Annotated in this window: 12 protein-coding genes; 2 read left to right on the forward strand and 10 right to left on the reverse strand. The window is 38.4% G+C overall.

The annotated features are described in order from the left end of the window. Window positions 1–34 precede the first annotated feature (34 nt). Together CPT03_RS11720 and CPT03_RS11725 are read right to left on the reverse strand one after the other, a co-directional pair. Window positions 35–733, reverse strand: a complete 699-nt coding sequence (locus CPT03_RS11720) for an ABC transporter ATP-binding protein (RefSeq protein WP_068890251.1) — start codon at window positions 731–733, stop codon at window positions 35–37. 125 nt (window positions 734–858) lie between these two features. Then, entirely contained in the window at window positions 859–2,103 is a 1,245-nt protein-coding gene (locus CPT03_RS11725; protein WP_099439025.1) for an efflux RND transporter periplasmic adaptor subunit, read from the reverse strand. A 182-nt stretch (window positions 2,104–2,285) separates the two neighbouring features. On the opposite strand from CPT03_RS11725, the gene CPT03_RS11730 reads away from it, so the two are divergent. Together CPT03_RS11730 and CPT03_RS11735 are read left to right on the forward strand one after the other, a co-directional pair. Then, a complete protein-coding gene (locus CPT03_RS11730; RefSeq protein ID WP_099439026.1) occupies window positions 2,286–3,659 on the forward strand; it encodes a sigma-54-dependent transcriptional regulator in 1,374 nt (457 codons plus the stop codon). Beyond that, window positions 3,659–5,020: a sensor histidine kinase gene (locus CPT03_RS11735; RefSeq protein WP_099439027.1), complete on the forward strand. Its 1,362-nt coding sequence runs from the start codon at window positions 3,659–3,661 to the stop codon at window positions 5,018–5,020. The genes CPT03_RS11730 and CPT03_RS11735 overlap by 1 nt, the downstream gene beginning before the upstream one ends. Here CPT03_RS11735 and CPT03_RS11740 read toward each other — a convergent pair whose 3' ends face one another. The 8 genes from CPT03_RS11740 to CPT03_RS11775 form a co-directional block, all read right to left on the reverse strand. Beyond that, the gene (locus tag CPT03_RS11740) at window positions 5,021–6,286 is read right to left on the reverse strand and encodes a glucose-1-phosphate adenylyltransferase (protein ID WP_099439028.1); all 1,266 of its coding nucleotides are present in this window, start codon (window positions 6,284–6,286) and stop codon (window positions 5,021–5,023) included. It lies immediately after the preceding gene. 12 nt (window positions 6,287–6,298) lie between these two features. Next, window positions 6,299–7,705 (reverse strand): glycogen synthase, encoded by a 1,407-nt coding sequence (locus CPT03_RS11745; RefSeq protein ID WP_099439029.1) that lies wholly within the window; start codon window positions 7,703–7,705, stop codon window positions 6,299–6,301. A 481-nt stretch (window positions 7,706–8,186) separates the two neighbouring features. Beyond that, window positions 8,187–9,437 (reverse strand): sulfate adenylyltransferase subunit 1, encoded by a 1,251-nt coding sequence (locus CPT03_RS11750; protein WP_099439030.1) that lies wholly within the window; start codon window positions 9,435–9,437, stop codon window positions 8,187–8,189. Further along, window positions 9,437–10,342 (reverse strand): sulfate adenylyltransferase subunit CysD, encoded by a 906-nt coding sequence (gene cysD, locus CPT03_RS11755; RefSeq protein ID WP_099439031.1) that lies wholly within the window; start codon window positions 10,340–10,342, stop codon window positions 9,437–9,439. Before cysD ends, CPT03_RS11750 begins: the two co-directional genes overlap by 1 nt. 15 nt (window positions 10,343–10,357) lie before the next feature. Beyond that, the gene (locus tag CPT03_RS11760) at window positions 10,358–11,062 is read right to left on the reverse strand and encodes a phosphoadenylyl-sulfate reductase (protein WP_099439032.1); all 705 of its coding nucleotides are present in this window, start codon (window positions 11,060–11,062) and stop codon (window positions 10,358–10,360) included. Window positions 11,063–11,064: 2 nt separating this feature from the next. Then, window positions 11,065–12,549, reverse strand: coding sequence for a TSUP family transporter (locus CPT03_RS11765; protein ID WP_317044284.1), 1,485 nt, complete (start codon window positions 12,547–12,549; stop codon window positions 11,065–11,067). Between the two features lie 41 nt (window positions 12,550–12,590). Then, window positions 12,591–13,382, reverse strand: coding sequence for a uroporphyrinogen-III C-methyltransferase (cobA, locus tag CPT03_RS11770; protein WP_099441092.1), 792 nt, complete (start codon window positions 13,380–13,382; stop codon window positions 12,591–12,593). A 4-nt stretch (window positions 13,383–13,386) separates the two neighbouring features. Continuing rightward, the gene (locus CPT03_RS11775) at window positions 13,387–15,471 is read right to left on the reverse strand and encodes a HEPN domain-containing protein (RefSeq protein ID WP_099439034.1); all 2,085 of its coding nucleotides are present in this window, start codon (window positions 15,469–15,471) and stop codon (window positions 13,387–13,389) included. Window positions 15,472–15,835: the final 364 nt, after the last annotated feature.

A 15,835-nucleotide genomic window follows, 5' to 3' on the forward strand; every position in this document is an offset into this window, starting at 1 on the left:
GCTATTCACTCTATTACTTAGAAATTGGATTTGTTTAAATCAATTCCTCGGTGCGGCCCTTATTTATTTTCTCAGAAATTACATGCCCGTCTTTTAAATTGATGATTCTGTTAGAAAAACTGGCATCATGCGATGAGTGAGTTACCATTACAATGGTAGTTCCTGTTTCATTCAACTCGCATAACAACTCCATAACCTCGTTACCATGAGAGCTGTCCAAATTACCTGTAGGCTCATCGGCTAATACCAATTTTGGTTTGGTAACCAAAGCTCTGGCGACAGCAACACGCTGCTGCTGACCTCCAGAGAGTTGTTGTGGGAAATGTCCGCTTCTATTTACAATGTTCATGCGTTCAATAATCTCATTTACAAGGCGCTTACGCTCTCCGGCAGCAACTTTGTTATAGATCAGCGGTAATTCAATGTTTTCAAAAACTGTCAGTTCATCAATCAGGTTAAAGTTTTGGAATACGAATCCCATATTGCGTTTTCTGAAGTTAGAACGTTCTCTATCGTTCAGTTTCAAAAGCTCCGTATCAATAAATTTATAGCTACCACTTTCGGGCTTATCCAGTAAACCCATTACGTTTAATAAGGTAGATTTACCACAACCCGAAGGTCCCATTATTGAAACAAACTCACCTTCTTTAACATGTAGATTAATGCCATTTAAGGCAGTTGTTTCTATTTCTTCAGTTTTGTAAACTTTTTCCAGATTCTCAATTTTTATCATGGTTATATTTTTATCGTGTTGTCTATTTTATGGTTTTCATTTTTAATGATAAGAAGGTTTCTCTGTTCCTCGCACAGATCAGAGAAAACCTTTCTCATTCAACTAAACTAAAACTAAACTAATTTCTATTTACTAACTTCAATTATATCATACTGATTGAACTGATCATAAGATGAAGTAATTACCTCCTCATTCTTTTGCAGCCCTTCCAGTACCTCATAATACAGGTGATTTTTACGTCCAATCTTTATATTTCTTTTTGTTGCTTTTCCGTCTTTAATCACAAACGCCCATGAACCACCAGTGCTTTGGAAAAATTGACCCTGTGCAAGCAACAGCGATTTACTATTATCTGACAAGGTTAGTTTTACCTGTAACGACAAGCCTCTTCTTAACCCCTCTGGCGATGCACCATCAAATGTTAACTCTATCTGGAACTGACCGGCCGTTACCTCTGGGATCACTTTTTTAACTGTTAAACGGTATGTTTTTCCATTGAACTCACAATTTGCAGATTGTCCTTCTTTTACTCTATTAATATAATATTCATCAACACCTGCCTGTAATTTATAGCCTTGCAACACATCAATTTTACCCAGCATTTCATTTGCATTATATGACTTACCTGTTACCGGATCATAAGATGATAAACGGCCGGCAACAGGTGCCTTGATGGTCATATTTTCTATATTCTGTCTAATGGTTTCTAAACTTTCGTTCATTCTGCCAATAGAGAAATCTATTTGTTTTAGTTGCATCGTTCGACTTTGGTTTTCTTGCTTTACAGCCTCTCTTAGTATTTTTTTACGACCCTGATAGTATTCGTAATCCTGACTTGATATATTAAACTCCTGCAAGGTGATCACCTTTTTTGAGAACAATACGCTATCTATTTTGTACTTACGGCTTGCCGTTCTTAAACTGTTCTCAATTTCCATCATATCCTGGCTCATTACTCTTTGGTTCTGCTCCAGATCAAGCCTAAGCTTACGCAACTGATTAATCTGTTCAATTATACTGGTTTCGCTAGAGGTGTAATTTGACAATGCATTAGGATTGGTTATTCTTAAAAGAGGTGTCCCCTTTACCACACTAGCACCATTTTCAGTAAAAATCTCAGCAACAGTCCCCCCCTCTGGTGAGCTAACAATCACAGAGGTTAAAGGAACAACGCTGGTATTTAGTAAAACCACATCTTCAAAATCTCCATAAAGCACTTTGTTGATAGTGATTTTATCAGGATCGGCTTTGTAAACTTTATTTAGTGACAAACTGTAACCATATGCAACAAGACCCACAAAAATTGCCCCTCCTACCAACATCAGAATGGTTTTTTTATTGAATCTCTTTTTCTCTATTTTCTTATCCATTTTGTTTTTTACGCTTAACACTTACTGCTAAGCCAAGTATATGCCAACAAGAAAAATAGCTTTTATACAGCTGTAAATCAAATAATTAAATATATCACAAAACAAAACATGTTCATAATCGGACACTCAATGTACATCATCGAACACTTTTACTACTTTTGATTAACAAACCTTTTATTACAATGATAGATGCAACCGTTTTAGTCATTGATGATGATGATGATGATATCCTTTTAAGTGCAAGATTATTTTTAAAGCAGCATTTTAATCAGGTAATCACTTGCAAATCACCTAAAGAAATTAATGTATTACTTAGCCGTAATGAAGTTGATATTATCTTGCTCGATATGAATTACCAAAAGGGAGCAAGTGATGGTCGTGAAGGAATTTACTGGTTGGAACATATCCTATCTATAGATAAAGACTATGTAGTAATATTAATGACTGCCTATGGCAATGTTGAACTTGCTGTTCAGGCTATTAAAAAAGGTGCTACAGATTTCATTTTAAAGCCATGGGAAAATGAAAAGCTGTTTGCAACCTTATCTGCTGCATCCAGATTAAGGCAATCTAATAAAAAGGTAAAGAAGCTGGAAAGGATTCATTCCTCATTGCAAAAGGATATTAACCGTCAGTTTGAAAACATTGTAGGAAATTCTGAGCCCATAAAACATCTGCAAAACACATTGGTAAAAGTGGCACCTACAGATGCCAATGTTTTGATTCTGGGAGAGAATGGAACAGGGAAACAAGTGTTTGCTTATGAATTACACAAACTTTCGCACAGAAAGAATCAGATTTTTATGCATGTAGACCTTGGTTCATTAAATGAGAACCTATTCGAAAGCGAGTTATTCGGCTATGCCAAAGGTGCTTTTACAGATGCAAAGGATGATAAACCAGGAAGATTTGAAATGGCCGAAGGTGGAACAATATTTCTGGATGAGATTGGCAACCTATCATTACCATTACAGGCCAAGCTGTTAAGTGTAATTCAGAACCGCACAGTTAACCGTTTGGGCGAAAGCAAAGAAAGAAAAATCAATGTACGCCTTATCACGGCAACCAATATGCCTCTTAATGAGATGGTTTCAAAGGGCACATTCCGTCAGGATTTACTTTTCAGAATAAATACCGTTGAGCTACTTTTACCAGGACTGGCGCAACGTGGAGATGATATTCTGCTACTAGCCAACCATTTCTTAAATACTTTTAGTACAAAATACCATAAAAGCATTATTGATTTTGAAGCCAAGGCCGAAAGTATGTTACTAAACTACCACTGGCCCGGTAACGTTCGCGAATTACAGCATGTAGTAGAGCGAGCAGTAATTATGTCTGATAGCCTTAAAATTGGGGTAAACGACCTGCAACTCAGTCCGCAGAAGTTTGGTGGCACTGCACCTATCCAATCAGATATGGGATTGGAAGAAATGGAAAAACTAATGGTGCAAAAAGCAATAGATAAACATAAAGGGAACATATCCAGAGCCGCTGCTGATCTTGGACTAACGCGTGCAGCACTTTACAGACGTATAGAAAAATTTGACTTATAATGTTTTATAACCGCTTTACCTTTCGTTTAATAAGTCGCCTGGTGGTTATTAATGCCTTGGCTGTCCTGTTATTTTATCTAATCAAAAAAACTGAACTATGGTTTACAATAATTGGTTTAGGCATTATTCTGATTGGTACAATGCTGAGCCTTTACTATTACATTAACCAGATCAGGGACGACATCAATAGGTTTATTCTGGCTGTAAAAACACGCGATAATACTTTAAACTTCAAAAACAAAGCGACAAAAGGAAGTTTCCCTGAATTATATGAGTCATTTAATGACATTATACAAGTTCAGAAGGATATACAGCTCGAAAAAGATTCCATGTTTCAGCTCATTAAAACTATCCTTGAACAGGTACCCGTAGGCGTAATTGTAATAAAAGACGATAGAGAAGATACCAAACATGAAGAAATAGTATTCTTTAACCAGGCAGCCAGCCAATTATTAAATGTACCCGCTTACAAATACTGGCACAGGCTAAGCCAGCATATTCCTCAATTTTCTACCGAGATAGAATCTATTGGTAAGGGAGGAAAGCGCTTTATGGAACTTAAAATACAGGACAAACTTATCCAGCTATCAACAGAAGTGATCCCATTAAATTTATACAATACGGATTATACCATAATATCTTTCCAAAACATTAAGGACGAGATTGAGCAAAAAGAATCAGAAGCGTGGAACAGGCTTATTGGTGTTATATCACATGAAATACTGAATTCCATTACCCCTATCAGCTCACTTTCTAACACGGTTGATGGTATGATTGCTAATAAACAGAGTCTAGATTCTGATGAACTGGAAGATCTAAAACCTGCAATCAAGACCATCAGGAGAAGATCAGAAGGTTTGTTAGATTTCGTAAAAGATTATCGTTTAATAGCTGAACTGCCTACACCTGACTTGCACTACCATACCATTGGCGAAATACTACAGCACATTAAAGTGTTGATGCAACCTTTTGCCAGTGGCAGAAATATCATCCTTAAGGTTGACCAAACATCCTCGAAGATTAGTATAAACATAGATCTGAAACTGATAGAGCAGGCGTTGATAAATCTGGTTACCAATAGCATATATGCACTTGAGAGTGTTGCAGAGCAATCTGTTATTGAGATTAGCTACAGACTAGATCAGAACAAGTTATATTTTGAGGTTAGCGATAATGGCAAAGGCATTGAGCCGGAGCTATTAGAGAAGATTTTTGTGCCATTCTTTACCACCAGAAAAAATGGTTCGGGTATTGGCTTAACCATTACCCGAAACATTATGAAAATGCACCAGGGAAGTTTAGAAGTAACTTCGGTTCCTTTCGAAAAAACTACCTTTTCTCTGGTGTTTAAATATCAATAATTAAATTACCGTTCCATCTGGTATAACAGCACCTTTTTTCACTACTACGATACCATCCTTAACAGTATAAAGTGCATGGTCGCCATCAGGTAAATGAGCGCCACCAATAATCTGCACATTGTCGCCTATCCTGCTGTTCTTATCAATTATTGCATTAACAATTTTACAGTTATCGCCAATTCCAATAAGTGGTTTTGTTCCTTTCTCCTTTTCTATTTCTATCAGGGTTTGATATTTATCGCTACCCATAATATAACAGCTTTCAATATGAGTACCAACTCCAATTCTTGACCTGATACCAATTACGGCATGCTTTATACTTTCTGCTTCTAAAATACAGCCCTCAGCAATAATGGCCTTATCTAAAGTGGTTCCTAATATCTTTGATGGAGGCAGCATACGAGCGCGTGTAAAGATGCTATGACCGCTATCGAACAAATTGAATTTAGGAATATCATCCGTTAAACCGAGGTTGGCTTCAAAGAATGATGATATATTACCTATATCGGTCCAGTAGCCTTCATATTGATAACTTAATACATCGTACTCAGTAAGCATTCTTGGGATAATCTCTTTTCCAAAATCTTTCTCATCCTCATTTTCTGCGAAAATCTTGATTAAAAGATCCTTATTAAAAATGTAAATACCCATAGAGGCCAGATAATCGCGACCTTCGGCATGCATTTCCGGACCGGTATCTGAAACCCAGTCTTGCAGATTTGTTTTTGGCTTTTCAATGAATGAAGTAATGATATTCTGTTCATTAGCCTTAAGTATCCCGAAATCAGGAGCATCCTTAGCATTTACAGGAATAGTTGCAAGCGTAACCTGAACGCCGCTGTCTATATGCGCCTGTACCATCTGCTTAAAATCCATTTGATACAACTGATCTCCTGAAAGGATCAACACATATTCAAAGTCATGATTCAACAGGTGATGCATTGTTTGTCTTACTGCATCAGCTGTTCCCTGAAACCACGTCGGATTATCAGGTGTTTGCTCGGCAGCAAGAATATCAACAAAGGCCAGACTAAAATGACTAAAGTGATAAGTGTTTTTAATGTGCTTATTTAAAGATGCAGAATTAAACTGCGTTAAAACAAACATGCGGTGTATACCCGAGTTTAAGCAATTGGAGATTGGAATATCAACCAATCTGTATTTCCCTGCAATAGGCACAGCAGGTTTAGAGCGAGTTTGTGTAAGAGGGGCTAACCTAGAGCCCTGGCCGCCGCCAAGAATTACACCCAATACTTTGTCAGTCATGTTCATTCATATTTAAATTTGGTAAAGATCAATATATTGTTGTGCTGCATTATCCCAGGAATGATCGAGCTGCATCATAAACTTACGAATTTCTTTTACTTTTTTCTTATCCAGGTACAATTCATATGCACGCCCCATTGCATGGTTTACATCCCATACGCTGGTTTGGTCATGACACAATCCAAAACCGTTATCACCTATATCTATTACAGTATCTTTAAGTCCCCCGATACGCCTTACAATAGGTATTGTACCATATCTTAAAGCGTACATCTGGTTTAACCCACAAGGTTCTACCCTACTTGGCATAAGCAAAAAGTCTGCTCCTGCATATATTTGATGAGAAAGCTGTTCATTATACCCTATATATGCGTTGTAATTTCCAGGAAAAACATCTTTTAAATGGTTAAGTCTTCCTTCAACCTGCGGATCGCCAGAGCCCAGAACCAGCACATTTATATCGCCGTTTGCCTGATGCAAAGCGTTGTAAAATATATCCGGCAATAAATCTGCTCCTTTTTCTCCAACCAATCTGCCAATAAAAGTATACAAAGGTTTATCCGGATCAAGATTAAAAACACTGCAAAGTGCTGCTTTGTTTGCTTGTTTTCCGGCCTCTACTGTTTTAATTGAAAATTGCTTTTCCAGCATAGTATCAGTAGCGGGATTCCAAACGTCATTGTCAATACCATTTAGTATACCTACAGATTTACCTCTCTCTTGCGCCAGCAAATCTTCCAGTCCGTTTGCCCTGAAGCTTATTTCATCAAGATAACTTGGAGATACGGTAGTTACCCTCCATGAACATTTTATTGCTGATGCCAGAGGATTAATAGCACCTCTCCAATCAAGCTGGCCTGACTTCCATAAGTCGAAAGGTGGAATGTAATGAAGTTTATCCCAGCCAAACTGCCCCTGATATTGTGCATTGTGAATGGTTAATATGGTTGGTACATTACTTATATTCCTAAACTGCTGGCAATAAGCCATCATAAAAGGCACCAATCCGGTATGGTGATCATGACAGTGTACTACATCAGGACGATGCTCCCATTGTGAAATCCAATCTAAAACAGATATCTGGTAGGCTAAAAAGCGTTCTGTATCGTCGTCATAACCGTAAACTTTTTCCCGGTCCATAAGGCCAGAAATGTGTACCAGATAAAGATCAAACCCAAGTTTATTGGTTTTCTCTCTAAAAATTCTTACAGGAAAGTTATGGAAGCCCAGTTTACTCCAGCCATCATACACCACTTCAAACTCATTTTCTTGCATAAATCGGGTCTGGTAGGCCGGCATAACAACCTTGGCTACATGCCCAAGCTTATTTTGATACTTAGGTAAAGCACCAACAACATCCCCCAAACCACCTACTTTAGCAATAGGATAGCATTCGGCACTAAGGTGTATAATTTCCATAATTTGAGGTTTTAAAAATCACTCTCAAATTAGCGATTCCAATAGGGAAAGCAAATAATTAAAGGAAAAAAATTTAATAAAAATGATGGCGGGTAGTTTTTAAAAAAATGGCATACTATTCAGAGTCTGGAATAAGTTACGCTGAAGAAGCTTAAATGATTCCTAGGGCTCTTCATAGCATATCCATTTTTTTCTAAGTGCAAAACTACGCACCAATATTTTTATTGAATTTATAGGGAGGAAAAATAAAGGGATAGAGGAGAGAAAGAGAGGGTAGAGAAAGGAAATTGAGAGAGTAAAATAGAGATAGGACAAATTTATTTGAGGGGAATCTGGATTAGAAAGTAACATTTGCCAAGTTAAGCGTCTAGAAAAAATCAATTGTACTGCGAAGAGACCTAGGAACTTTTGCCCTTTTTCAGGGCAAAAGATTCCAGACTCTGAGTAGTATGTTGATTTTTTTCAAAAGCAAACAAGAAATCTAATCTGCTACAGCTCTGAACATCAAAGCAGCTACAGTTAAATTAGTTCTGCTGTCTATTAAAATAGCAGCGCCATTAGCCTTATTATCCGTGTAAAAGTCAAACGCAAGCGCATCAGCCGTTTTAATTACTATACGACCTATGTCGTTTAATTTAAAGTCGTAAGCTTCCTGTTTTTCAAGGGTGTTGATATCCACTTTGTGGATGATCTCACGAACTTTACACTTAGTAACCTTGCTATTGTGTTGCAACAAATAAGTAATACTCTCATCAAGAGGGCGCTTATCCATCCAGCATACATCAGCTTCAATCAGCTGAGAATGTTGAGGTAAGTGATCGGAATTCACCAATACATCTCCGCGACTAATATCTATATTATCTTTCAGGTGAATGGTTACCGACTGGCCTGCATGTACTTCAGAAGGAGTTTGATCAAATACTTCAATACGTTCAATAACTGAGCTGGTACCAGAAGGCAACACAGTTACTTTATCGTTTACATTAAATGAACCACTAAGCACACGACCAGCATAACCTCTGTAATCATGAAGTTCATCTGTTTGAGGCCTAACCACCCACTGCACAGGCATACGGGCAAGATTATAATCAGGGCCAGTCTCTACATCAACATTCTCCAGGAAATGAAGCAAGCTCTGGCCTTTATACCAAGGCATATGTTCCGATTCATTAACTACGTTATCACCTTTTAAGGCACTAATAGGAATAAAAGTAACATCCTTTAAACTTAAGTTAGCGGCAAGAGCTTTATACTTATCGGTAATGGCATTAAATACATCCTCACTAAAATCTACCATATCCATTTTGTTTAAGCACACTACAACATGCTCAATACCTAATAAAGAAACCAGGTAAGAATGTCTGATGGTCTGCTCAATCACACCATTACGTGCATCAATTAAAATGATGGCAAGTTTGGCAGTAGATGCACCTGTAATCATGTTACGGGTATACTGAATATGACCCGGGGTATCAGCTATGATAAACTTACGTTTATCGGTCTGAAAATATTTATAAGCCACATCAATGGTAATCCCCTGCTCTCTTTCGGCCCTTAAGCCGTCTGTTAAAATAGCAAGATCAATTGATCCATCATCGTTTTTACGGTTAGATTGCTGTAAAGCCTCTAGCTGATCGGCTAAAATGGAATCGGTATCATATAACAGCCTTCCAATAAGTGTGCTTTTACCATCATCAACACTACCGGCTGTAAAAAATTTAAGTAAGTTCATTAAAAGTATCCTCCTTTTTTGCGGTCTTCCATTGCAGCTTCCGACACTTTATCGTCCATGCGGGCTCCGCGTTCACTAATCTTTGATGCGCTGATTTCAGCAATGATATCGTCCAGCTGATCGGCATCCGACTCAACTGCTGCAGTACAGCTCATATCTCCAACTGTACGGAAACGCACTTTTTTGTGTTCAACAATATCCTCTTCGTCCATATTTAAGAATGGAGAAGCCGCCATTAACTGACCATTTCGCGTAATTACATCCCTTTCATGAGCAAAATAAATAGAAGGAAGTTCAATATTCTCACGACGAATGTAATTCCAAACATCAAGCTCAGTCCAGTTACTGATAGGGAAAACACGAACGTTTTCGCCTTTGTGGATCTTTCCGTTATAGATATTCCACAACTCCGGACGCTGACGTTTTGGATCCCATTGTCCAAACTCATCCCTTACCGAAAAGATACGCTCTTTAGCACGGGCTTTTTCTTCATCTCTGCGGGCACCGCCAATACAGGCATCAAAACCGTGAGCAGCAATAGTATCCAAAAGTGTAACCGTTTGCAAAGAATTTCTACTTGCATTTTTACCTTTCTGCTCTACCACTTTGCCCTGATCTATAGAATCCTGAACTGAACCAACAATTAGCTTTTCGCCAATGCGTTCAATCATTTTATCTCTGTAGGTGATGGTTTCCTCAAAGTTGTGTCCAGTGTCAATATGCACCAAAGGGAAAGGAAATTTACCAGGTCTGAAAGCCTTTTCAGCCAAACGTACCAGTGTAATAGAATCCTTACCTCCCGAAAACAACAGGGCCGGCTTTTCAAATTGCCCTGCAACTTCACGTAAAATGTGAATTGCCTCGGCCTCTAATTCGTCTAAATAATCTAAATTATACTTACTCATTTTCTTTGTTGCAATTTACGAAGTGGCATGTAAACCACACTCTTTTTTTGATTGATCTTCCCACCACCAGCGGCCAGCTCTAAAATCTTCACCTTCTCTTACCGCTCTTGTACAAGGAGCACATCCTATACTCGGAAAACCCTTATCGTGTAATGTATTATAAACAATGTTATTCTTTTTAATGTATTCTTTTACCTCATCAAGCGACCAGAAAAAGATCGGATGAAACTTAATCAACTGATTTTGCTCATCCCACTCAAGGTTGGCCATATCATGTCTGTTAACAGATTGCTCAGATCTGATACCGGTAACCCATAGATTGTTACCGTTTAAAGCGCGCCTTAATGGTTCCAGTTTACGGATTCCGCAGCACTCTTTTCTATTCTCTACTGATTCATAAAAACTGCTGGGTCCCTTTTTATTCACCATCTCCTGCACAGCTTCAGCCTGCGGAAAATAAGCCAAAATCGGTTTCTTATAAATTTCTAAAGTACGGTTCCAAACATAATACGTTTCAGGAAATAATCTTCCGGTTTCTAATGTAAAAACCTCAATAGGAATATCGTTTGCAAAGATCATGTGCGTAATCACCTGATCTTCCCAACCAAAACTGGTCGAAAAAACAATCTTACCCGGATATTCACTTGCAAAGAATTTAAGTGCATCAACCGGATCAAGTCCTTTTATTTTTTCTGCTATTTCTTCTAATTTTTCCTTCATAACTAAACTAATTTGAGGATAAAGTTGATGATGCTTCTTAAACTTACCAGAACTACAAGAATACCAACCGCAACCATAATAGTTTTAGCAGAGATCTTGTTAGATACCCTTGCTGCAATTGGCGATGCAAGTGCACTGCCGATAACTAAGCCTCCTACCGCTTCCCAGTGTGCACCATTTAACATCGTGATAAAGGTTAGCGAACTCATCAACGCAATAAAAAAGCGCGTTATTTTTACTGTTCCTAATGAAAACCGGGCATTTCTTCCGCCAGCTATTAAGCTCGACAAAACGATAGACCCCCAGCCTCCACCGCCAACAGCATCAATAAAACCGCCAAACAACCCCAATAAAGAAACCTTCTTTATCTTTTTCTTTGGGCCCTTTGTTTTGGCATTTACTTTATATGCTTTAGAAAGGATTACAAATCCCAATATCAAAGTATATAAAGAAACAACTGGTTTGGTATAACTACTGTAATGCTCTAATGATGATAACAAGTATGCTCCGGTTACAGCTCCCAAAATTCCGGGAAGTAGCAACAACCTGAACAATTTCCAGTTTACATTACCAAAGCGATAGTGCATCCAGCCTGCTATACCATTACTCAAAATCTCTGAAAGGTGAACGCCCATACTGGCCGAAGCCGGCGGAACACCCATTGCCAAAGAGAATGAGGTAGTAGTAACACCGTACGACATTCCAATCGCACCATCAATCATTGCAAAAACAAAACCTCCCAGCAAGAACCAATAGAACATCGGGTTCAGATTTTCAATATAAGTCTGAAATTCCGGTTCTTTATGCCAAAATGCAGTAACTACAATTACAAAAGAAAACACAATTGCAAGCCATATCAGCCACTTCATCCTTCCCCTCTTGCTTTTCTCTTCTTTGTCTTTAATTAAAGAAGATTCTTCTGTAAGCTCAGCATCAACTAATGTATTTCCTTCAACTAATGATAAAGTTACTTCATTTAGTTTTTTAACTTTCGAAGCAAAATCACCACTAAGTGTATTTCTAAGTGCTTCCATTTGCTGCAGTGTATCGTTTAACTCGTCAGGCAAACTATCATTAAGCACTTCTTTCAACCGTTTTGCAATGGTTGGCGATTTACCGTTGGTAGATATTGCTATTTTAAGGTCGCCCTTTTTAACAATTGAACCCAGGTAAAAGTTACACAGGTCAGGTTTATCAGCAAAGTTAACCAGCAAATTACGCTGATCAGCCTGTATCCTGATTTCCTGATTCAATAATTCATTATTTGTAGCTGCTACTACCAGATCTGCACCATTAAGATCGGCAGCAGCAAACTCTTTTTGAATTACAGTTACCCCCTCATGCTTATCGGCAAGTTCCTGCAGTTCCGGTAAAATCTCAAGCCCTATAACAGTAACCCGGGCATCCGGACTATTACCTAATATTGCTGTTAACTTTTCCAAACCAACCGGGCCAGCGCCAACAAGTATGGTGTGTATGGTATTCAATTTTATGAAGACAGGAAATAACTGATTGCCTTCCATAAAAACTACAATTCTTCTTTTAAGGCCTGATAAAAATCCTTAATTGGCTGAAAAGAAGGATGTAAAGAAACAACCTGACCAAATATCAATAAAGCCGGTGCTTCAATACCTTTTTCCTCTACCAGTTCCACAATAGTATCTACAGTACCCACGGCTAGTTTTTCATTCTCTGTTGATCCGCTTTGAATAGCAGCCACAGGCAATAAATTCTTACCCTCATTCTGAAACAGTTTTACAATCTCTTTAAGCTTACCCAAACCCATCAATACCACTACAGTAGCTTTTGAACGGGCAGCTTCATAAAGATCATTAGATATTTTTCCTGAAGAAGTGGTACCAGTTACCACCCAAAAACTCTCGCTAAGTCCACGGTGTGTTACCGGAATCTGTTGTAATCCAGGTACTGATATAGAGCTTGATAAGCCAGGCACAACCGTTACCGGCACACTGTAACCTGCAGCAAAATCCAATTCTTCATACCCTCTGCCAAAAACAAACGGATCGCCGCCTTTTAAACGAACAACGTGGCCGTAGTTAAGGGCGTAATCAATCATCAGCTTATTTATTGCATCCTGTCCATATGAATGTTCACCGGATCTTTTACCAACATATACCTTAATGGCATTAGGGTTGGCATAATCTAAAACCCCTTCATTAACTAATGCATCATACAAAACTACATCAGCAGTTTTTAGCGCATTAGCCCCTTTCATGGTGATTAGTTCCGGATCACCAGGACCAGCGCCCACAAGCGTGATCCTAGGTTCTCTGTTATATATATTTTTATGAGTGATCATTCGGTTACTCCCCTCTTGTTCCTTTAATTGAGTTATAAAAACGTTCAACATCAGCTAAGTAAGCTGTTGCAAATGCTTCTGTAGGCTCGTTTTTGTTAATTTGAAGTACCAGATCATTAAATGAACCTTCAAGTACAATCTCTCCGGTTTCAACGTAGTTTTTATCAAACTCTCTGATCACTCCTATTTGGGTACTGCTATTCACACCTTTATCAAGCAATAAAGCTTTGGCAGAACCAACAAATACTGCATAAGTATGATAAATAGCATCAGACCATGCGCCAGCTTCGTAAGAGGCTTTTGCCCAACCTAATTTTTCTTCAGATTCTAATAACAAAGTAGCAACAAGATCTATCACCACACCAGCACATTCGCCAACACCAATAGCAGTTTCAAAGGTTTCTTCATGCCCCCAATCCACAAACTCTTCATCTTTAAGATTCGTAAGATCAGCAAGTGGTTTCAACAACTGGTAAAAATAATCCTTACCATTTCTGTCGTAATATTGGTTAAAGCCCTCTCCTGTTTCAGCTTTAGCACCAAAGTCGTTTAATAATGTCCTTAAAACATCAGTAGCACGTTTAGATGGCGCTTTAATTACGCGCTCTGCTACCCTTCCTTCGCCATTACCAACCGTACCACCACCAAGCATTACCTGTACCGCAGGTACAACTTTGCCGCTAGCCTTTACAGAGCTGCCATGAAAACCAATATGAGCCAAACCATGCTGTCCGCATGAGTTCATACATCCACTGATCTTTATTTTAAGATCTTTATCGTAAATCAATTCTGGATATTCTTCGTAGATCACGTCTTCTAAAGCAACAGAAAGCGACATACTGTTCGATATACCCAGGTTACAAGTATCAGTACCAGGGCAGGTAGTAACATCGCCAACACTATCAAAGCCCGGTTTAGCAAAGCCCAAAGCTTTAAGTTCAACATATAATGAAGGTAAAGCGCCTTCTCTAACAAATTTCAATAATAAACCCTGGTTCTGGGTAACACGAATTTCATCAGCAGCAAAAGGGCTGATTGCATCAACCAGTTTACGTGCAAGATCGGTTGGAATATCACCTTTAGTTACTTTAATGTACACCCCATAAAAACCTTCTTGCTTTTGAGCAACAACGTTGGTAGCGCGCCAATGTTTGTAATCCAACGAATTCACCACATCCTCCAAAGCAGGATAATCTAATAATTCAGGCACCTGAGGATCAAGTACAGCATCACGGTCTATTTTAAAAGATTTTGACTTATTCGCCACACGCTCTTCTTCAATAAGCCTTACAACCTCTTCTAAACCTAATTTCTGAACCAGGTATTTTAGACGTGCTTTATTTCTATTGGTTCTTTCCCCATAGCGATCAAACACTCTTAGCATTGCTTCAGCATAAGGAATGATCTGATCCTCGTGCAGAAAATCGTGAACAGGTTCAGCTAAAAATGGCTGAGCTCCTAAACCACCACCTAAAACCACTTTAAAACCACGTTCACCCTGCTCATTAATTTTAGGAATAAAACCAAGATCATGGATGTAGCTAAATGCCGAATCAGTTTCGTCAGATGAGAAAGAAAACTTGATCTTTCTGCCCATCTCCTGACAAATTGGGTTACGTAAAAAATATTTAAAGAATGCATGCGCATAAGGCGACACATCAAATGGTTCATTTGGATTTATGCCTGCATCCGGAGATGAGGTTACGTTACGAACAGTGTTTCCGCAGGCTTCGCGAATGGTAACATCGTCACGTTGAAGTTCTTCCCAAAGCTGAGGAGTTCTATCTAAACTCACATAGTGAATTTGAATATCCTGACGAGTTGTAAGGTGTAGATTCCTGCTTGCATACTCATCAGATACATCTGCAATGCGCAAAAGCTGACTAAAAGTTACTTTACCAAATGGTAGCTTAATACGCACCATTTGAACGCCAGGCTGTCTTTGGCCATAAACACCACGCGCCAAACGCAAGCTTCTAAATTTCTCATCATGGATTTTACCCTCACGGAATTCCCTGATCTTCTTTTCAAGATCGATTATATCTTTTTCGACAATAGGATTTTCTAACTCTGTTCTAAAGCTCTGCATCTTTTGTTAGGTCTAATTTAAAAAAAGCTCCTTGGTCGGGGAGACTGAAGAAGCTTTTAAAAGTTTTGTTCCAAACAGCCCGTAGTACTACCCTTTCATGCATTGCATGATCACGTAATTAAAACTACAATTCACTGTTTTCATAAAGCAAATATATAAAGTATATAGGTTTGGTAGTACATGGAATTGTAAAATAAATATTAATATACTAATTATCAATCAGTTATTTTGCTATTTAAAACCATTCAAGATTAGCTAACTTAGTGCTACTCAGCTCCGCTCTATGTTAACAAGCGAACAAATGTTAACATAATGATAATATGAATTTTACACTATCTTTATGTTGTTTTGTAATTCTTAAAAA

It is taken from the genome of Pedobacter ginsengisoli, from assembly GCF_002736205.1.
GTDB lineage: Bacteria > Bacteroidota > Bacteroidia > Sphingobacteriales > Sphingobacteriaceae > Pedobacter > Pedobacter ginsengisoli_A.